Raw genomic sequence first — 18,655 nt, 5'->3', positions numbered from 1 at the left:
ATTCATGAAAAAGTATAAAGGCTATTTAATTGATCTCGATGGAACTATTTACCAAGGTAAAATTAAGATTCCAGCAGCACGAAGGTTTGTCGAACGCTTGCAAGCAAATAAGCTTCCTTTTTTATTTGTGACGAATAATACCACTAAACAGCCAGCTGATGTAGTTAAAAATTTAGCTGATAATCACGATATTTTTGTCACTGAAAGCAACGTTTATACCTCAGGACAAGCCACTACTGAATATTTGCTTAATGATGCTAAACAGCATCACTTGACAAAAAGCGCTTATGTAATTGGAGAAGTGGGGCTAAAACAATTGCTAACCGAAAGTGGATTTGATTTATATTCCACTAATCCTAGTTATGTAGTGGTAGCTTTAGATCGAGATTTAACCTACCAAAAACTGGCACAAGCAGTGCTTTATGTGAATGCAGGCGTTAAATTTATTGGGACCAATGCAGATACTTTAATCCCTAGTGAGCAAGGGATGATTCCAAGTGCTGGCTCAATTATTGATTCGGTCCGGTATGCGACCCAAACCGACCCATTCATTATTGGAAAACCCAACGATTTAATTGTCAATAATGCAGTAAAACGAATGGGCTTACAAAAAGATGAAGTAGTTATGGTCGGGGATAACTATGATACTGATATTTCTGCTGGAATTAAAGCTGGCGTCGATACTTTATTAGTGTATTCTGGAGTTTCAAAACGGGAAGAAATTGCTAAATTAGACCAAAAACCGACGAGTGAGATTGATAACTTTGATGAATGGATTTTATAATAAACGAGATTACGTGCTCTTAACGATGATTGTGTTATTTTCAATCACGTTGAGCACTTTTTTCGTAACTAACGCTAGTTTTATTTATGAATTAGTAATTAGATATTTGAATTTGACCGTAAAATATCAGGTTTCCAATCAAATTTTGTTACATAATTTGAGAGTAATGACTGATTTTATTCAAAATCCATTTGCTAAAGGAATGAATTTAGCTCATTATCACTTGTCTAGAGGCGCATATGAGCATTTTACGGATGTACGTAAACTAGTCATGCTAAATCATTTTACATTGGCTATGAGTGGGATTTATTTAATCGTGGCTTGGTTTAAAAAAACAATTCAGCAACAATTGTGGAAATTGACGGATTATTTGAAACGAGTTTTAGTTATGATTGGACTCATCATGCTAATTTGTCTAATTGATTTTAATGATATTTTCATTTATTTACATCGCTTAGTTTTTCCTAATCATAATTGGGTATTTAATCCCCAAAAGGATCCCATCATTAAGGTTTTACCAGATCAGTATTTTTTATTTTGTTTTGCGGTCTGGTTTGGCTTGTTGATTTTGTTATTACTCGGGTTTTATGGTTATGGAAAATTGCAAATAAAAAAGAACAGGCCCTAGGCTTGTTCTTTTTTGCTATTAAGATGACTTTTAACGATTCCAACGATGACGGGAATTAATGAAATTAAAATAATTGAAATTACAACAACTGAGAAATGTTCTTGTACGAAGGGAATGTTACCAAAGAAATAACCACCACCGCAACAAAGGGCCACCCAGGCGAAACAAGCAGTTAAATTGTATCTGATGAACTTACTGTAGCTGTAATCGCTACTAGCAGCAACGAAGGGGGCAAATGTTCTGACAATTGGCATAAAACGGGCGATGAAAATTGCCACTGCTCCATATTTGTCAAAGAAAGTACGGGCATGTTCAAAATCTTTTTTCTTAATAAATCTGCTAAGAAAACGATTTTCGGTAATTGCCATTCCAACTTTCTTTCCAATGAAAAAGTTCAATGAGTCACCAGTTATGGAAGCAATTAGGAATAAAATAATAAAAATCCAAATGTTCAGCCCATATTTAGGGTTAGCCGATAAAGCTGCTGCCGCAAAAAGTAGGGAATCTCCAGGTAGAAATGGAAGAATGACAGCTCCAGTTTCTACTAAGATAATCAGAAATAAAATAAGATAGGTCCAATCACCAAAGTTATTAACAATGGTAATTAAATGTTTATCAATGTGTAAAACAAAGTCAATCAATGTGCTCATATTAGGTATAAATCTCCATTCATAAATGTCTTTTATGCAATACTTATATTCTAACAAACAATTGCAGGCATAAAAATTAAATTTGCTTAAATTTATTTGAAAAAAATATTGACTCATTCAATCATTATTGGTAATATTATTTATGCCGGTGAGGGAAGTCGTAAGACTTTTACCTCAAAGATTATTTTAAAAATAATCCTTGACGATTTACTTCTCAACGTGTTATTATTATGTAGTTGTCTGATGAGACAATTAACATTGACTTGTTATTCCGACATAGCTCAGTTGGTAGAGCACCTGACTGTTAATCAGGTTGTCGACGGTTCGAGCCCGCCTGTCGGAGTATTGTATTATGGAGAGTTGTCCGAGTTGGCCGAAGGAGCATCATTGGAAATGATGTAAACGGATGAACGTCTGTTTCGAGGGTTCGAATCCCTCACTCTCCGTAAGAATAATTATTAGTATGACCCGCTGGTCAAGTGGTTAAGACACTGCCCTTTCACGGCAGTAACATGGGTTCGAATCCCGTGCGGGTCATTTTGGAAGATTAGCTCAGCTGGGAGAGCATCTGCCTTACAAGCAGGAGGTCACAGGTTCGATCCCTGTATCTTCCATATATTTTGGTCCGTTGGTCCAGTCGGTTTAAGACGCCTGCCTGTCACGCAGGAGATCACGAGTTCGAGTCTCGTACGGACCGTTGTTGCAGGTTATGCAACTATAAAATTAAATAAACAGCATAAACATAAATGGTATGGCTCTGTAGCTCAGTTGGTAGAGCAACGGATTGAAGCTCCGTGTGTCGGCAGTTCGATTCTGTCCAGCGCCATTTATGGAGGGGTAGCGAAGTCTGGCTAAACGCGGCGGACTGTAAATCCGCTCCTTCGGGTTCGGTGGTTCGAATCCACTCCCCTCCATTAATAGGGATGTAGTATAACGGTAGTACCTCGGTCTCCAAAACCGCTAGTGCGGGTTCGATTCCTGTCATCCCTGTTTATGATGTTATGGCGGTAGTGGTGAAGTGGTTAACACATCGGTTTGTGGTACCGACACGCGTGGGTTCGATTCCCATCTACCGCCCTTTTGATTGTCTTGCATTAGTGCAAGAAGAGGGCAATTGATTCAAATGATTTATGGCGGTATAGCCAAGTGGTAAGGCAGAGGTCTGCAAAACCTTTATCGTCGGTTCAAATCCGACTACCGCCTTAGTATTGTCACAATCAAGTAAGCTCTTGCCGAGATGGCGGAATTGGCAGACGCGCTGGACTCAAAATCCAGTGATCATTGCGATCGTGCGGGTTCGACCCCCGCTCTCGGCATAAATAAGTTTTTCAAAGGCTTTGTATAAACGGTAAAACGTTGATACAGAGCCTTTTTTGTTTGCTGACGTTTGTGGAAGTTCTTAAGTTTGTACACCAAATGCACACCAAAATAAAAACACTTTCCATTAATAGGAAGTGTTTTATATCTTATAGTTTATTTAAAATTGATGCTATTTAATCATTAGCACGATTTTTATATTCATCAATTAAATAGGAATATTTTTTAGTAGTGGTCCCAATATCTGAATGTCCAAGTCTTTTACTGATAATATAAATATCTACATGATGATAAAGTAAGTAGGCAACGTGGGTATGTCTTAATGAGTGAAAATGAAATCCTTGTTTATTATATCAAGTTTTTTTAAGCTTTCTCTTAAAACCTTGTTTACGGCATTTGAAGTAGGGATAGTGCCAAACTGATTAACAAAGATTGCATCTGAATTAGATGATTTTAATTCTTTAATCAATTCAATCATTTCCGGATTAACTCTAATAGTCGGCGTTTTTAACTGTTTCAACCGTATTTATTCTTATCCTAAACGTTGATTTAATGGAATCCTTAAAAATTAACATGGTATAAGATAGAATAAAAAAGATTTCAATGTGTACAATCTGTGTACACAAGTTAGACGCTAATCAATTCTAGCTTTCCACGTTTTCTTATAGCTGCCATGTAATATCATTCTAGAACGTACGTTCTCTAAAATGTGTAAAAAATAAAAAGCCACAAAAATGACTAATTATTTTATTTGATTAATTTAACTTGTAAACCTTTTGACCTATAACGTTGTTATCGTACCCTTTAGTTGCTTTTAAAGTTACAGGTGTCTTATCATCTGATAATTCATAAGATACAGCATTTTCAACAGTACCGTTCTTTTTTATTTGTGCAATTTGTGATTCTGAATATGCTTCATCAGGTAATGGACCGGTTTTTAATTCATTTAATTTGTTTTTATCATTATCTTGGTAAACATGAAAAATTGCGTCCCATGCTGAAATTGGATCTATATCCTTATCAGATAAATTAGTAGCTTTATACCAAAAAGCAATCAATGGTTTTTGACCATCTTCATTTCCTTTTTCTCCAGGATTTATAACTTTTGTTTTAGTAATTTCAACCTTGACATCATGTAACTTAGCGGTTTTTCCATCAAAGTAATACTTTTCTTGCTTAGGTTTATTTAACGTTTCACTCTTGCTTGATGATTTACTAGAGCTATTCGTCGAACAACCAACTAAGGTAATTGAAACTAGTAGTACAGTTGAAAATAATAATAGTGTTTTCTTCATAATTTAATTTTCCGTATAGTTTTGGACTATCACGTAGGGTTAGCATAATTAATTATCTTAAAGACTTTCTATATCCAGCAGCTTCTGCTTCGGCAGGTGAATTGAAGTAAACAATGTTGTTTGAACTCATACGATAATTTTGTTGGTCATCTAAGTGGTAAATATGTGTTTTAGAATTTCCAACTACTTTTTGACTTTGAGCGGAATCAGTGTCGCCAGATTGAAAATTATTTTTAGATTGATTATTTTCACTTGGCTTATCTAAATTAGAATTATTGGAACTGGTATCATTACTAGATGTATTTGAATTTGATTCATCATCAGATTTATTATCTGTTTCAATATCATCTAAATGTAATTTATCAATTGCATATTTAGCTTCGTCCGGAGTGTATTTATCACCGGATTCAGATGTTAGTTGTTGATATACTTCTTTCGCAGACATTTTCTTGTCATTTGAATACGTTTTAGCAGACGTAACAGCTGCATCTTTATAATCATCTTCACTGATTTTATTTATAGCATATGTAGCAGCTTCAGGATTAAATTTACCTCCAGATTTAGAAGTTAGCTGTTCATATAGTCCTTTTTTAGACAGTCCACTGTTTGACATATATTTTCTAGCTGACTTGTACGCATTATCGTCTTCACTATGTACTTTAGCTTTTGCTACATTATTTTTGCTACTAACATCTTTCTTGGTGTTTTTTTTATTATCATTAGACTTTTTCTTTGAACTTATTTTCTCAGTTTTATTTTTTGAACTAGAGGTATTCTTTTTATCATCGTTACCACTAGCACCTACAAATATAAATATAATAATTACTGCTAATAACCAAAACCACCATCTCTTATAAAACTTTTTCTTTGTTCTTTTTTCAGACATATTGTCCTCCTTTGTATCAGCTTTTAATGTGAATCAGTTTTGCACATATTATCAATAGCATCTTTTTTTGATTATAACAAAAAGAGTTTATTAAAATAAGTTTATTTAAACAATATATTAGTTAAAAAATGAAAAGTTTACGTATATGAATATTAGGAATATTGTTTTATTTTTTGTATCTACTTTAATGTTAAAAGTTTGAAACAGATTATTAATAATTAAAATTGCTTATTGTTGAATTTAATCACCAATAATGATAGATTTTACTTATATCAATGAAACTAAAATTTGGAGGTAATTTTACCATGAAAAATTTATTATTAGGATTAAGCTTAGCTGGTAACTTAGCATTAGGATACACTTTATTAAAGAAAACTGATGCCTTAGCTGAATTAAATGAAAAGGCTGATACTTTAAGTGACCAACTTCAAGGAAAAGCAGAACAAGTTAAGGGTGCACTTACTGGAGATACTTCAGACAAAATTAGTGGAAACTTAAAGAGTGCAAAGGGTGACCTTAAAGAAAAAGCTGCAGATCTTAAAGATGAATTAGAAGACTAATCATTCAAAACGAAAGCATCGACATTAATTTGTTAGGTGTTTTTATTTTTTAATCAATTTCATAAAAATAAGAGCCTAGACTTTCTGATTGATTACAGAAAGTCTAGGCTCTTTAACTTATAGTGCATAATGAACTTGAATTGCTTTTCCAATGATTTTACCAGGATTATTTTTGTTTAAAATAATTGGTCTATATTCAGGATCCTTATTGTCAGGCACGAGAATTACTTGGTCGCCTTGATACTGAACCCGCTTTAAAGTTGTCTCATTGTCATTTAATAAAACGGCTGCGATTTCACCACTTTCAACTTCAGGTTGTTGGTGAATTAAAACAAGCGCTCCATCATGAATGGTAGGATACATGGAATCTCCGTCACACCGTAACCAAAAATTATTTCCCTCTGGCAAAACTTTTGAGGAGATGGGAATGTAGCCTTCAATATTTTGTTTAGCTAAGATGGGAGAACCACATGCAATTTCACCTAAAATTGGTAAGTTAGTCATTTCAGCTGCATTATAAATAATCGCATTTTTAGGAATATAATCTTTATCCTGATACTTATCAGATAACTTTGAAATAGGGACCTTTAAAACGGCCGCTAGTTTTTCTAAAGTCTTTAATTTTGGTTCCACTCCTTGATTATAGCGATACAGAGCATTTTCACTCATACCAGCTTTTTCAGCTAACTTGATTAGGCTTAAATCACGTTGACTCGCATAATATTTTAAATTTTCAAAAGTTGACATATTTGGTTTGCGTCCTTTTATAAACAAACTATACAAAATCACACAAAAACCTTGTGGTAATTTATTACACAGTGTAATATATATTGTAAGTTATTAATCAATGAATTTATTAAGAATAAATAGTGATTATCAGAATAGTTTTGTCGCGTAAACAGTTACTATAATGGTAATTACTTGCTTATTTGTTATGAACTTATACTACATTGTGTAGTGTAACATTGTCAATAACTTAATCAATAAATTACAAAGAAGAGGGATGAAAATGGAAGAAAAAGCAGCACAAGAAAGCTTTCAAAAGATTACTGATGAAATCAAAAAGAAGCTAATTGATCGTCATATGACCCAAGTTGAACTAGGTAAGTTAATTAATGAAAAACCAGTTCAGTTGAACCGTGCCATTAAAGGTTATATGAACCCCCAATCAATTAAAATTCGTGAAAAAGTTTATAAGGTTTTAGACATCAAAGATGAAAGTTAGGTTACGTTACATAAATTTTTAGTTTAGTAAAAAAGTGGCTGAACTCAATTGAGAACAGTCACTTTTGGTTTGCAATTATTAATTTAAATAAATCATGTAAGCATTTTTCAAAGAGGTTACCAATAATACCCAGAATAAAACATACATTGATTTTTCCGTGAAGCCACCAACCTTATAATGGAAGAGGTGGCTATGTTTAGTGTTATGCTTTAAGACAAATGGGTACCAAATATCAACTCTATTAGCTGACCAACTATCCTCAATAATGTGAATTAACATTCCGATTGAAATCCCAAATACACATACCGCAACGTAAAAATAATGTGATTCTAGTAAAAGACTGATATACATGAATAAGAATACGTTCCAGATGGTATGGGTAAAGCCACGATGCTTAACGTTGATGAAAAAATGGTTATAGAAAAAACCAAAAACAGTGGTTTTATTTAGTTCACTATTACGAGAATCGATGTCAGGTAAGAGACTACCGAGACCAACCGAAGCGAAAATAAGGGTGGTAATCAAAATCGGTACTGTAACATGATTAGTTTCAGAATAATAATTTACAGCAGTTAAAGCAATTGCTTCAGATGATACCAAGTGTGTTTTTCCTAACATTTTCTCTTCCTATTTTAATTTAACTCGATTATACGTTTGCTACCCTTATTATAAGCCGTATATCAACGTTTGTGTATCTTTTCCAAAATAAAAACACCTAATAAAACCAATTTTAAGGCTTTATTAAGTGTTTTAGAATTAAATTACCCGTACGAGACTCGAACTCGTAACTCCGCCTTGAGAGGGCGACGTCTTAAACCAGTTTGACCAACGGGCAATGATATAACAAATTTAATTTTACGCATATAATTCACTTGTGTCAACGCTGATTTCAAATTGACATAGCTATTTAATCATTGTAAGATTATTATTGTAATTTATTGGGCATTAGCCAAATTGGTAAGGCAGTGGACTCTGAATCCATAATGTGCAGGTTCGAATCCCGCATGCCCAATTTACATTTTCTAAATCAAAAGCGATATCCAATTACGGGTATCGCTTTTTTGTTATGATAATTAAAAGTAAACCATTATAATGTGATTAATAGGGGTGATAGATATGAGTTTTGAAAAAGTTAAAGGTTTAATTAACCAAATGATTAATGATGAAGTGGTTCCAGGAGCTTCATATTCTTTTATTACTGGATTGAACGTTGAAGATCATGTGGCTGGATATAAACAATTAAAGCCAACTAAAAAGATTTTGCCACAAAATCAATTATATGACGTTGCTTCCATGACTAAGGTAATGGGAACGGTTCCGGTAATTATGCAGTTATTGGAAGAACAAAAAATTGGAATTGATGATTCAATTACGTATTATTTACCCGAGTGGAAATTTCCAAAAGTTACCATTCGCCATCTATTAACGCACACATCCGATATTGAGGGATACATACCAAACCGCAATGAAATGAATATGAATCAGTTACGCGAAGCACTCTTAGGCCTTCATCCGGGTGCTAACCTAGGAAAAGAAATGAAATATCAAGACGTTAATTATATTTTCCTAGGTTGGATTGCCGGAGTAGTGACCGGATTACCAATTCAACCTCTCATTATGCACATGGTTTTAAAACCGCTAGGAATGATTGACTCAACTTTTTATCCGGATGCTAGAAGAACGGTTCCAACTACTTATGATGAAGAAACTGGGATGAATCGCGTGGCTAAAGTTCATGATCCTAAAGCACAGATTTTAGGTTCCGACTGTGGTTCAGCTGGTTTATTTAGTTCTCAACGTGATTTTGATAAATTTGCCCAATGGATGTTGCAATTAACCCAACCCGGTAAAGTTTATACACCAGCGATGTTTGATGCAATGTTTTGTGATCAAACTCCCATGCAAAATGGCACTCGGACTTTTGGTTGGAAACTAGATGATTATGAAGGTCATTCATATATCTATCAAACTGGATATACAGGAATTTTGATGATCTTAGTTCGTGAACGGAAGAGTGCTTTTACCTTCCTATCTAATCGCGTGCACCCAGATGTCAGCGAACGTTTTATTGCTGCTAGACAAGATTTGATTGATGCTTATTTAGCAGACTTATTTGATTAAATTAATTAAAAATATTAAAATTTCATTAAACTGATAGTTTCATTTTTCACAATAAATAATGATATCGAGGTAAATAGAATGCAGAAACCACCATATAATCTTGGATTAGATATTGGAACCAGTTCCGTCGGTTGGGCGGTTACCGGTTTAGACAACCGGTTATTACATATTAAAGGACATAACGGAATTGGGGTTCGTTTATTTAAAGAAGGTCAATCAGCTGCTGAAAGACGGGGATTTAGAACGAGCAGAAGACGATTAGCACGGCGAAAATGGAGGTTGCGTTTATTAAACGAAATTTTTGCTGATGAAATTGCCAAAGTTGACCCCAGTTTTTTTGCGAGATTGAAACAATCAAATGTATCTCCTAGAGATCCCAACAAAACGATGTTTGGCAATATCTTATTTGATGATGAGAATTTAAATGATAAAAGTTTCCATCATGATTACAAAACCATTTATCATTTACGACAAGCCATTATTGATAACCCAGATAAGCAATTTGATATTAGATTAATTTATTTGGCTATGCATCATATTATTAAATATCGTGGTCATTTTTTGAATCAAGCCAACGTTCAAGATTTTAAAGGTGGCAAAATCGACTTAGAAAAATCATTTAAGGCTTTGAATGATGTTTTTGAAGCACAAGGACGAGATTTGCGTCTAGTAACGAAAGATGTAAATCAATATGTGAAAGTCCTTAGTGATAATGCAAAGACAAAATCTGATCGACAAAAAGAATTAGCAAAAGTACTCTATATGTCAATTGATAAAGATTTAGATAAAACCAATAAAAAAGTTACTACCGAAATCCTTAAAGCAATTTTAGGAAATAAAGCTCAATTTAACGTGATTTTTGGAATTGACGCGGAAAATCCTAAGGAATGGAAGTTAACGTTTGATAGTGATGATTTTGACGATAAGCTTGATGAATTATCGTCTCAAATGACTGATGAAGCAGGAGAAATTCTTTTAATTTTGAAGGAGTTATACTTCGCTTTGAATTTATCTGACATTTTAAATAACTCGGTTACTAATAAAAATGCCAAAACTTTATCTGGAGCAATGATTAATCGTTATAATGACCATAAAGAACAACTGGAAATGTTAAAACAGGTCATTGCTAATTCAGATAAAGAGCAGGCTAAAGCATTAAAAGCAGCATATGCTGCCTATATTGATGGGGAAAACAACAAAAAGATTTCTTTTGAAGATCTCAAGAAGCGAATTCAAAAGAATTTAGATGATTCAGAAACTGCAAAGAAAATTGATGATTTATTAGATCATGATTACTTTTTACCTAAGCAACGCTCTAAAGAGAACGGTTCAATTCCACATCAACTGCAACAACAAGAATTGGATAAAATTATTGAAAGTCAAAAACAATATTATCCATTTTTAGGAGAATTAAATCCAAATGAAAAACGTAGTCGCCAAGCTAAATATAAATTAGATGAACTAGTGGCATTCCGAGTTCCTTATTACGTTGGTCCGATGATTGAAGCTACTGATAGTAACAAAACCAACAATGGAAAATTTGCCTGGATGATTAAAAATGATAATATTTCAGATAAACTTAAAAAAGAAGAAATTACTCCTTGGAACTTTGATGAAAAGGTTGATCGAACTGAAACAGCTACTAAGTTCATAACTAGAATGACCACGACTGATACCTATCTAATTGGTGAACCAGTGTTACCTAAAAATAGTTTGTTATACCAAAAGTTTGTGGTTTTAAATGAATTAAATAACTTAAAAATTAACAAGAAACCAATCACTCCAGAACAAAAGCAGTATATTTTTGAACACGTGATGAAGAAAAACAAACGGGTTTCTTTGAAAAAAATTGCGGATGCCTTAGTAATTAATGGTGATTATCTCTATGCTCCTGAGATAACAGGAACAACTGATCAAAAGAGCATGAATAATGGTCTTTCAACCTACATTGACTTAGCTAAAATCTTTGGTGCTGAATTAAATGACATCAATAAAAATGATGATTTTGAAAAAATAATTGAATGGTCAACTATTTTTGAAGACCAACATATTTTTGCTTTGAAATTAAAAGAAATTGAATGGCTGACTGAAGAACAACGTAATCAAGTTGTTAAACTTCGTTATCAAGGTTGGGGTAAATTATCTAGAAAATTACTGACAGAATTTCATGATGAAAATGGTCAGAGAATCATCGATTTATTATGGGATTCCAGTCAAAACTTTATGCAGATTGTTAACCAAAGTTCATTTAAGCAGGAAATTGCTGATTTCAATGGTGAAAATCTAGAAGAAAAAGATTTAAAGGATGTTATCAATCAGCTCTATACTTCACCCCAAAATAAAAAAGCCATTCGCCAAGTACTGTTAGTGGTCGATGACATTATTAAGGCTGTAGGTTATGAGCCCGCTAATATTATGATGGAATTTGCTCGTGAGGATTCTAATGATCATCGTTTAACTAATTCAAGAAGTCGTCAATTAGAAAATGTTTATAAAACGATTACTAATAGCTGGTTTGACGATGATAGTGTTAAAACTGAATTAAAAGATAAGATTAGAGATAAAGCTAAGTTTACTGATCGTTTATATCTTTACTTTACCCAAGGGGGGAAAGATTTATACACTGGTGAACCCTTAGATATTGATAATTTATCTAATTATCAAATTGATCATATTTTGCCTCAATCATTTATTTTAGATAATTCATTGGATAATCGAGTACTTACTTCTATTAGAAATAATCAAATTAAAAAAGATAACTTACCGGGAGAATTCTTTGGTCCCAAAATGCATACTTTTTGGAAGCAATTGAAAGAAGCTCATTTGATTAGCAACAAAAAATACTATAATTTGATGCTTACACCTAATTTGATTAGTAAATTTAATAATCAAGGTCGGTTTATTAACCGTCAGTTAGTCGAAACCAGACAAGTAATTAAATTAGCAGCAGAGATTCTTCATAATCGTTATTCTGAAGATAATGATAATCAAACAAATGTTGTGACGGTTAAAGCCAATTTAACTCATCATATGCGAGAAAAATTCAATTTTTATAAGAATCGAAATGTTAATGATTATCATCATGCCTTTGATGCATACTTAACGGCTTTTGTGGGTAATTGGCTTTTACAACAATATCCTAAATTGAAACCTTACTTTGTCTATGGGGATTTTGCTAAAACAGAGCTTAATAATCTAAAATCATTCAATATGCTTTATAAATTTGAACAAGCACATCAACTAGATGATAAAAATGGTCAGATTTCTAAAGATACGGATGCTTTATTAGGTTATATGAAAAAGGTCTATCATTTCAAGAAGATGTTAGTTACTAAAGAATTAGAAACTAATCATGGGGCATTATTCAAACAAACGCTTTATCCTGCACCAAGAAATGATAGCGCTAAAAGAACTTTAATTGATGCCAAAAATAATCGGGCATCTGAAATTTATGGTGGTTATTCTAATAAATCATCTGCTTTTATTGTGTTAGTTAAGGTAAAAAAAGGAAAAATGTATGAATACCGATTATCTGATGTTCCAATCGCTGACTTAACGAAAATTGATGAGAAACATGATTTTGAATCAGTAGTTAATGATGCAGTTAAACCACAGTTTACTAACAGTAAAGGAAAAACAGCTGAATACCGAATTCTAAAATCAAAAGTATTCATTAATCAACTGGTTCAAGATGGGTTTGAAATATTTACGTTAGGTAGCAAATCTTACAAACATAATGCCCAACAGCTAGTCTTGTCAGATGAAAGTATGCATACATTAGTAAAACCTAAAAATGAATTAACTATCGATGAATTGATAGATGTTTTTAATGAGATCGTTGATACAGCTTTTACCTTTTTTGGATTATATGACTGGGGAGGTTTAACTGAAATTAAACGAAATGTTTATTATGACTTTGATAACGTTGATGAATTGAAGGAGATTATAGATAAACTTTTAATTGGTTTACATGCTAATGCAGAAATTGTAGATTTTTCTAAAATTGGGTTATCTCGTTATTTTGGTAGGTTTACATTAACTGCAGGAATAAAATTAAGTGACAATGCAAAACTAATTTATCAATCGCCAACTGGTTTATTTTCAAGAACAGTAAAGATTTCTGATCTTTAATTGCAAAACAAAAAGGAAGCTAGCGGATAGCTTCCTTTTCTTATATGTATGGCCCTTAAGGGCTCAGAAGATAAAACTTGGCATAAAGCCTTGTTTGATTTTAACTCAGTACGTCATTCTAATGAGATTAAAATGCTGGCATTCCAACCAACACAATAAATATAAACAATATCTATGATATTGTCAAGGAGAAGACAGATGGGTTGGAGAACAGTAGTAATAACGCAACATGCAAAAATTTCTTATTCTGGAAGGCGCCTAATTGTTCAAACTAATAGTAAAATCAATGAAATTCCAATTGATGATATTGAAGTTTTATTGATTAGTACGACACAAGCGGTTATAACAGCACGTGCCATAGCTGAATTGGCAGAAAATTCAGCAAAAGTTATTTTTTCAGATAAAACGGGACAACCAATTACGGAAACCAATAATTATTTGCCGAATAATCGTTCTTATTTATTATTGGAAAAGCAGTTTAATTGGGATGATGATCGTAAAGAAATGCTATGGACATGGATTGCTACGGAAAAAATGAAAATGCAAATTGAAGTTTTACAAAAACAAAAAATTGATACTGAAGAATTGGATTATGAATTCGCTAAGATTGAAATTAATGACCTTACTAATCGTGAAGCAGTCATTGCGAGAAAATATTTCCCACTTCTTTTTGAAGATGGTTTTGGTAGACGTGATTTCAATCCATATAATGCTGCTTTGAATTATGGATATTCAATTTTACTTTCTTTTGTAGATTTAAATATTAGTGTTGCTGGCTATCTAACCCAATTAGGAATTCATCACCATAGCGATGAAAATCAATTTAATTTAGGCTCTGATCTAATGGAACCATTTCGTCCCATCATCGATTTGTGGGTTAGTAATCAAGAAATTAAAGAATTAACTCCCGATATAAAGTATGGCTTGATTGATTTGTTTAATCTAGAAATTAAATTTAACGGGAAAAACACCATTTTTCGAAATGCTATTAAATCTCATGTACAAAATTGCTTGAAATATTTATCTGGGGAAACTGATGAAGTGAAAATTGATGTGGAGGTCGGAAATGAGGTATCGGGTAATGCGATTAATCGTAATGTTTGATTTACCAGTGGAAACAAGTGAAGAAAGACGAAATTATCGAAAATTTCGCAAAGAATTAATTAATGAAGGCTTTTTAATGATTCAATATTCAGTTTATGCAAAGGTTTGTGTTAGTCGCCAATCAGCGTCGTTTACCGAAAATCGAATTTCTACATACTTACCAAGTAAGGGTTTAGTTCAAACTTTAATGGTAACGGAAAAACAATATAATAGTATGAATTTTCTAATTGGTGAAAAGAAAGATGATGTGCGCAATACTTCTGATCGGACGGTGATAATTTGAAAATTACATTTTATCCTTATAGTCCCTTTGAAGTTCAAAATGGAGAACCGACTATAATTCAAACCACCAATAAAAAGTTTTATTTTGATATCGTTAATGGCTTAAAAAATCTTGACAAACTTGTGTTAAGTGAAAACGATGAGATGCTTGATGCAAATACAAATTTAGTTAATTTAGATGATGTAGTGGTCAATGCTGAACCAGTATTAAAATTTAAAACAAAGATTAAAAGTGATGTTTTAAACAACTTAACTGATGATAATCGGAAACGTTTATTTCAGCTAGATTCTGAAATGAAATCCATTTTTTTAGGTGCTGCTTATTTAGATGATTTTCCTATTCAAGTTGATGAAGACTGGGACATTAATAAACAGTATGCCTATACTGGAACTAAACTTTTGAGTGTAAATCATGATAATCCATATGATATAATCAAAGAAGTTCTTAATTTGTATGCTAAATTTGATTCAAAAAAATTGTTAGTTCTTAAAGATCTATTTAATTATTTGTATTCCAATCAGATTGAAAGTCTGATTCAAATGATTAAAACATTAGAATTGAAAGTACTTATTTTAGATTTTTCTAGCGAAGATTATTCCACTTTGCTTGAAGAATGCCGTCATTACTGCATTGACAGAGACTTTGTGAGATGGGACTCTGCTGATAGGTAAATATTACAGACGGTTTTAGAAGTACGTCATTCTAATGAGATTAAGAGCATAATAATTATTAATTTCAACAGTAGATCTGTTTTAGAAGTACGTCATTCTAATGAGATTAAGAGCCAACGAAGCGATTGTTCTTTATCACTTATTGTTTTAGAAGTACGTCATTCTAATGAGATTAAGAGCAACCAGTTGGTTTATATAATGACACTTTAGGTTTTAGAAGTACGTCATTCTAATGAGATTAAGAGCTAGGAATAATCGGATCTGCTTCTTGAGTCGGTTTTAGAAGTACGTCATTCTAATGAGATTAAGAGCACAAATTGCCGGCCATTCTTACATTACTTTGTTTTAGAAGTACGTCATTCTAATGAGATTAAGAGGTAAGATGTTTAAATTTAATCAAAAAATTTCTGGAAACAGAAAAAAATATACGTTAACAATTTCTAATGTTGTGATTGTAATAATTATTTTGATGGCAATTTGCTTGAAGTTAGCTAAGTAAGATGGTTATTACTTGATCAATAGTGAAAGCTCACCAGTAGTGGTGGGCTTTTTTTATACGGTAAAATACCTTCATATTAAAATCCCAAAACACATCATAAACGTTAATTATGTAAAGCATAGAAAAATTTAACAAATTCAACTAGACCCATTTAAAAGCAGTGAAAAATACAATATACTAAAACAATATAAGTGATTAATCACACAAATGAAGGAGGATTTTACATTTATGAATAATGAAAAACAAAACGGTTCAAGTTTAATTTCACGTTTAGAAAGTTTTAAAATCGATGGTTTTGGTCTAGCTTTCTATGCCATTATTGGAATTATCTTTGTCGTAGCCGTTTTAACTCATGCGCTACCTAATGACATTTTAGGAGCTTTGTTTACCATGGTAGTCTTAGGTAACGTTTGTTACTTCCTAGGTTCTAAGCTTCCTATCTTTAGAAGTTATCTTGGTGGGGGAGCATTCTTTGCTTTGATGGCTCCAGCTACTTTGGTATTTTTCCATGTCATTCCAAAGTATGTAGTTACGGACGTACATACCTTTTTATCAACCGATAACTTTCTTAATTTCTATATTGTAGCCTTAATCACAAGTGCTATCTTAGGAATGAATCGTGACATGTTGCTAAAGGCAGCTGTTCGTTTCCTACCCGTTGCAATTCTTTCAGCTGCAATTGCCTTTTTGGCAGTTGGAGTAGTATCGATGTTAATTGGTAAAGGTTTCAGCTACGGTGCTTTATACGTTGCTTTCCCAGCTATGGGTGGTGGTGTTGGTGCCGGTGCTGTTCCACTTTCAAAAATCTATGCTTCTTCCATGCCTGGTGGGGCAGCCAGCTACTTCTCTCACTTGCTTCCAGCCGTAATTCTTGCGAATATCTTTGCTATTTTAGGGGCTAGTTGGTTAAGCAAACTTTTAGCTAACAGTAAGTATAATGGTCATGGTCAAATGCTTCCTGGTGAATTTAAAGCTTCTAAAACGGATCAATCAGCTTTTTCTTTCACTAAACTAGGAGTAGGGATGGCAGTTGCTGGGGCAATTTATTTAATGGGTGAAATTCTTAATAAAGCCATTCCAATGGTCAATGATTTCGCTTTTATTATCATTTTAGTAATTGTTCTTAAAGCAACTGGTTTGATTCCTAAGTATTATGAAGAAGCCGCCGTTACTTTTGGTCAATCAGTAACCAAAACCACGACACATGCATTACTTGCTGGAATGGGAATTGCCATGGTTGATTTGAACGTCTTAACTAGCTCAATTACTTGGCAATTAGTTTTACTAGTACTTGTAAGTATTCTAGCAATTAGTACTTCAGCCTTCTTCTTAGGGAAGTTATTTGGACTTTACCCAGTTGAAGCAGCTATTACCGCTGGGTTCATTGATAACTCAATGGGTGGAACTGGAAACGTTTCTGTTTTAGCTGCCTGTGATCGAATGCAATTAATTGCGTTTGCTCAAATGGGTAACCGGTTGTGTGGAGCCATTACTTTAGTTGTTTCTGGTTTCTACATCGCTTTCTTTGGTTAAACATTAAACTAAATTACAAAACTAAAATTCTAGGATAATGGTCATAATGGCTGGTTATCCTAGATTTTTTTGATTTTTAATCTAATGAAAACGCTTTTAATTGTTACGGGATATGTTGTTTGTGTTACATCATTACATAAATCTCGAATTCCTTAATCTTTACGTAATGTTTTTGTAACATCACCCCGATAACATGGTATATGTTAACTGAAAGACGTTAAGACATTTTTGTCATTACTATATATCGAAACAATTTGAAGGAGTCTTATATTTATGAAGAAAAGAAACATGTTTAAATCAATTGCAACTGTTGCTGCTGTATCTGCTGGTGTTTTATTTGCTGGTTCACAAAGTGCTAGTGCCAGCACTACTAAACACACCGTTGTCGAAGGTGATACTTTAAACAAACTTTCTGCTCAATACGGAGTTTCAGTACAAGACTTAGCTAAAGCTAATGCTATTCAAGATATCAACAAAATTTATGTTGGTGAAGTATTTACAATCGGTGACGATGGTCAAGTATCTGTTTCAGACCAAAGTGCTGTCGCTCCAGTAGCAGCCCAAGCACCAGTTCAAGCAACTGCTCCTGTTCAACAAGCAGCAGCTCCAGTTGCTCAAGCTCCCGTACAAGCTGCAACTCCAGCACCTGCACAACCAGCTGCTCCAGCTGCAAGTTCAGTAAGTGGTAGCGATGCTGCTGCTAAAGACTGGATTGCTGGCCGTGAATCAGGTGGTAACTACGGTGCTACTAACGGTCAATACGTTGGTAAATACCAATTATCAGCATCATACTTAAATGGTGATTACTCACCAGCTAACCAAGAAGCCGTTGCTGACAACTATGTTGCTTCACGTTATGGTTCATGGTCAGGTGCCCAAGCATTCTGGCAAGCAAATGGTTGGTACTAAAATAACCAATTAAAATAAATAGCAAAAAAGGAATTCCAAGCGGAATTCCTTTTTTTAGT

16 protein-coding genes, 13 tRNA genes, 1 pseudogene and 1 CRISPR repeat array are annotated in these 18,655 nt (G+C 33.3%); of the genes and pseudogenes, 23 read left to right on the top strand and 7 right to left on the bottom strand.

The features are described 5' to 3' along the window. Positions 1–4: 4 nt before the first annotated feature. Positions 5–784, top strand: a complete 780-nt coding sequence (locus tag ACEPSS_RS07255; protein ID WP_395318716.1) for a TIGR01457 family HAD-type hydrolase — start codon at positions 5–7, stop codon at positions 782–784. Continuing rightward, positions 768–1,412 carry a TIGR01906 family membrane protein gene (locus tag ACEPSS_RS07250; RefSeq protein WP_395320522.1) on the top strand — a complete coding sequence of 215 codons (645 nt, stop codon included), beginning with the start codon at positions 768–770 and terminating at the stop codon, positions 1,410–1,412. The genes ACEPSS_RS07255 and ACEPSS_RS07250 overlap by 17 nt, the downstream gene beginning before the upstream one ends. Here ACEPSS_RS07250 and ACEPSS_RS07245 read toward each other — a convergent pair. Further along, the gene (locus tag ACEPSS_RS07245; RefSeq protein ID WP_395318714.1) at positions 1,409–2,062 is read right to left on the bottom strand and encodes a VTT domain-containing protein; all 654 of its coding nucleotides are present in this window, start codon (positions 2,060–2,062) and stop codon (positions 1,409–1,411) included. The genes ACEPSS_RS07250 and ACEPSS_RS07245 overlap by 4 nt on opposite strands. 270 nt (positions 2,063–2,332) lie before the next feature. Between ACEPSS_RS07245 and ACEPSS_RS07240 the strand changes: the two genes are divergently transcribed. The 11 genes from ACEPSS_RS07240 (at position 2,333) to ACEPSS_RS07190 (ending at position 3,378) form a co-directional block, all read left to right on the top strand. Continuing rightward, positions 2,333–2,405: transfer RNA gene (locus tag ACEPSS_RS07240), tRNA-Asn, on the top strand. A gap of 11 nt (positions 2,406–2,416) precedes the next feature. Continuing rightward, positions 2,417–2,508: transfer RNA gene (locus ACEPSS_RS07235), tRNA-Ser, on the top strand. 19 nt (positions 2,509–2,527) lie between these two features. Beyond that, a tRNA-Glu gene (locus ACEPSS_RS07230) sits at positions 2,528–2,599 on the top strand. Positions 2,600–2,603: 4 nt separating this feature from the next. Then, positions 2,604–2,676 (top strand) — tRNA-Val (locus tag ACEPSS_RS07225). Positions 2,677–2,684: 8 nt separating this feature from the next. Further along, positions 2,685–2,759: transfer RNA gene (locus ACEPSS_RS07220), tRNA-Asp, on the top strand. A gap of 56 nt (positions 2,760–2,815) precedes the next feature. Next, positions 2,816–2,888, top strand: a tRNA-Phe gene (locus ACEPSS_RS07215). A 5-nt stretch (positions 2,889–2,893) separates the two neighbouring features. After that, positions 2,894–2,976: transfer RNA gene (locus ACEPSS_RS07210), tRNA-Tyr, on the top strand. Between the two features lie 5 nt (positions 2,977–2,981). Beyond that, a tRNA-Trp gene (locus ACEPSS_RS07205) sits at positions 2,982–3,052 on the top strand. A 14-nt stretch (positions 3,053–3,066) separates the two neighbouring features. Then, positions 3,067–3,139 (top strand) — tRNA-His (locus tag ACEPSS_RS07200). Between the two features lie 55 nt (positions 3,140–3,194). Beyond that, a tRNA-Cys gene (locus ACEPSS_RS07195) sits at positions 3,195–3,265 on the top strand. Positions 3,266–3,293: 28 nt separating this feature from the next. Then, positions 3,294–3,378, top strand: a tRNA-Leu gene (locus ACEPSS_RS07190). A 177-nt stretch (positions 3,379–3,555) separates the two neighbouring features. On the opposite strand, the pseudogene ACEPSS_RS07185 reads toward ACEPSS_RS07190, so the two are convergent. The 3 genes and pseudogenes from ACEPSS_RS07185 to ACEPSS_RS07175 form a co-directional block, all read right to left on the bottom strand. After that, positions 3,556–3,875, bottom strand: a pseudogene (locus tag ACEPSS_RS07185) (tyrosine-type recombinase/integrase); the annotation flags it as partial. A 259-nt stretch (positions 3,876–4,134) separates the two neighbouring features. Beyond that, positions 4,135–4,674 (bottom strand): DUF5067 domain-containing protein, encoded by a 540-nt coding sequence (locus ACEPSS_RS07180; protein ID WP_395318712.1) that lies wholly within the window; start codon positions 4,672–4,674, stop codon positions 4,135–4,137. Positions 4,675–4,726: 52 nt separating this feature from the next. After that, positions 4,727–5,560 carry an Ltp family lipoprotein gene (locus ACEPSS_RS07175; protein WP_395318710.1) on the bottom strand — a complete coding sequence of 278 codons (834 nt, stop codon included), beginning with the start codon at positions 5,558–5,560 and terminating at the stop codon, positions 4,727–4,729. A gap of 305 nt (positions 5,561–5,865) precedes the next feature. On the opposite strand from ACEPSS_RS07175, the gene ACEPSS_RS07170 reads away from it, so the two are divergent. Continuing rightward, positions 5,866–6,120 (top strand): CsbD family protein, encoded by a 255-nt coding sequence (locus tag ACEPSS_RS07170; RefSeq protein WP_395318708.1) that lies wholly within the window; start codon positions 5,866–5,868, stop codon positions 6,118–6,120. 117 nt (positions 6,121–6,237) lie between these two features. Here the strand turns inward: ACEPSS_RS07170 and ACEPSS_RS07165 are convergent, their stop codons facing one another. Continuing rightward, positions 6,238–6,867, bottom strand: a complete 630-nt coding sequence (locus tag ACEPSS_RS07165) for a LexA family protein (RefSeq protein ID WP_395318706.1) — start codon at positions 6,865–6,867, stop codon at positions 6,238–6,240. Between the two features lie 262 nt (positions 6,868–7,129). Here ACEPSS_RS07165 and ACEPSS_RS07160 point away from each other — a divergent pair, with 262 nt between their 5' ends. Beyond that, a complete protein-coding gene (locus ACEPSS_RS07160) occupies positions 7,130–7,345 on the top strand; it encodes a transcriptional regulator (RefSeq protein WP_395318704.1) in 216 nt (71 codons plus the stop codon). A 78-nt stretch (positions 7,346–7,423) separates the two neighbouring features. Here the strand turns inward: ACEPSS_RS07160 and ACEPSS_RS07155 are convergent, their stop codons facing one another. Together ACEPSS_RS07155 and ACEPSS_RS07150 are read right to left on the bottom strand one after the other, a co-directional pair. Further along, positions 7,424–7,963 carry a metal-dependent hydrolase gene (locus tag ACEPSS_RS07155; protein WP_395318702.1) on the bottom strand — a complete coding sequence of 180 codons (540 nt, stop codon included), beginning with the start codon at positions 7,961–7,963 and terminating at the stop codon, positions 7,424–7,426. Positions 7,964–8,106: 143 nt separating this feature from the next. Beyond that, positions 8,107–8,180: transfer RNA gene (locus ACEPSS_RS07150), tRNA-Glu, on the bottom strand. A 104-nt stretch (positions 8,181–8,284) separates the two neighbouring features. Here ACEPSS_RS07150 and ACEPSS_RS07145 point away from each other — a divergent pair. The 8 genes from ACEPSS_RS07145 (at position 8,285) to ACEPSS_RS07110 (ending at position 18,596) form a co-directional block, all read left to right on the top strand. Then, positions 8,285–8,357, top strand: a tRNA-Gln gene (locus ACEPSS_RS07145). A gap of 104 nt (positions 8,358–8,461) precedes the next feature. Next, entirely contained in the window at positions 8,462–9,466 is a 1,005-nt protein-coding gene (locus tag ACEPSS_RS07140) for a serine hydrolase domain-containing protein (RefSeq protein WP_395318700.1), read from the top strand. A 78-nt stretch (positions 9,467–9,544) separates the two neighbouring features. Further along, positions 9,545–13,597, top strand: a complete 4,053-nt coding sequence (gene cas9, locus ACEPSS_RS07135; protein WP_395318699.1) for a type II CRISPR RNA-guided endonuclease Cas9 — start codon at positions 9,545–9,547, stop codon at positions 13,595–13,597. 198 nt (positions 13,598–13,795) lie between these two features. Then, complete coding sequence (gene cas1 / locus ACEPSS_RS07130) at positions 13,796–14,701, top strand: type II CRISPR-associated endonuclease Cas1 (RefSeq protein WP_395318697.1); 906 nt, start codon at positions 13,796–13,798, stop codon at positions 14,699–14,701. After that, complete coding sequence (gene cas2 / locus ACEPSS_RS07125; protein WP_395318695.1) at positions 14,679–14,984, top strand: CRISPR-associated endonuclease Cas2; 306 nt, start codon at positions 14,679–14,681, stop codon at positions 14,982–14,984. The genes cas1 and cas2 overlap by 23 nt, the downstream gene beginning before the upstream one ends. Then, entirely contained in the window at positions 14,981–15,655 is a 675-nt protein-coding gene (csn2, locus tag ACEPSS_RS07120; RefSeq protein ID WP_395318693.1) for a type II-A CRISPR-associated protein Csn2, read from the top strand. The genes cas2 and csn2 overlap by 4 nt, the downstream gene beginning before the upstream one ends. A gap of 12 nt (positions 15,656–15,667) precedes the next feature. Beyond that, positions 15,668–16,033: direct repeats of the CRISPR family, unit length 36 nt; unit sequence GTTTTAGAAGTACGTCATTCTAATGAGATTAAGAGC. Between the two features lie 349 nt (positions 16,034–16,382). Then, positions 16,383–17,687 (top strand): 2-hydroxycarboxylate transporter family protein, encoded by a 1,305-nt coding sequence (locus tag ACEPSS_RS07115; RefSeq protein ID WP_395318691.1) that lies wholly within the window; start codon positions 16,383–16,385, stop codon positions 17,685–17,687. 273 nt (positions 17,688–17,960) lie between these two features. After that, on the top strand, positions 17,961–18,596 hold the full coding sequence (locus ACEPSS_RS07110; protein WP_395318689.1) for a LysM peptidoglycan-binding domain-containing protein: 636 nt from the start codon (positions 17,961–17,963) through the stop codon (positions 18,594–18,596). Positions 18,597–18,655: the final 59 nt, after the last annotated feature.

It is taken from the genome of Fructilactobacillus frigidiflavus (assembly GCF_044054575.1).
Classification (GTDB): domain Bacteria; phylum Bacillota; class Bacilli; order Lactobacillales; family Lactobacillaceae; genus Fructilactobacillus; species Fructilactobacillus frigidiflavus.
This window is presented reverse-complemented; position numbering and strand designations above follow the sequence as displayed.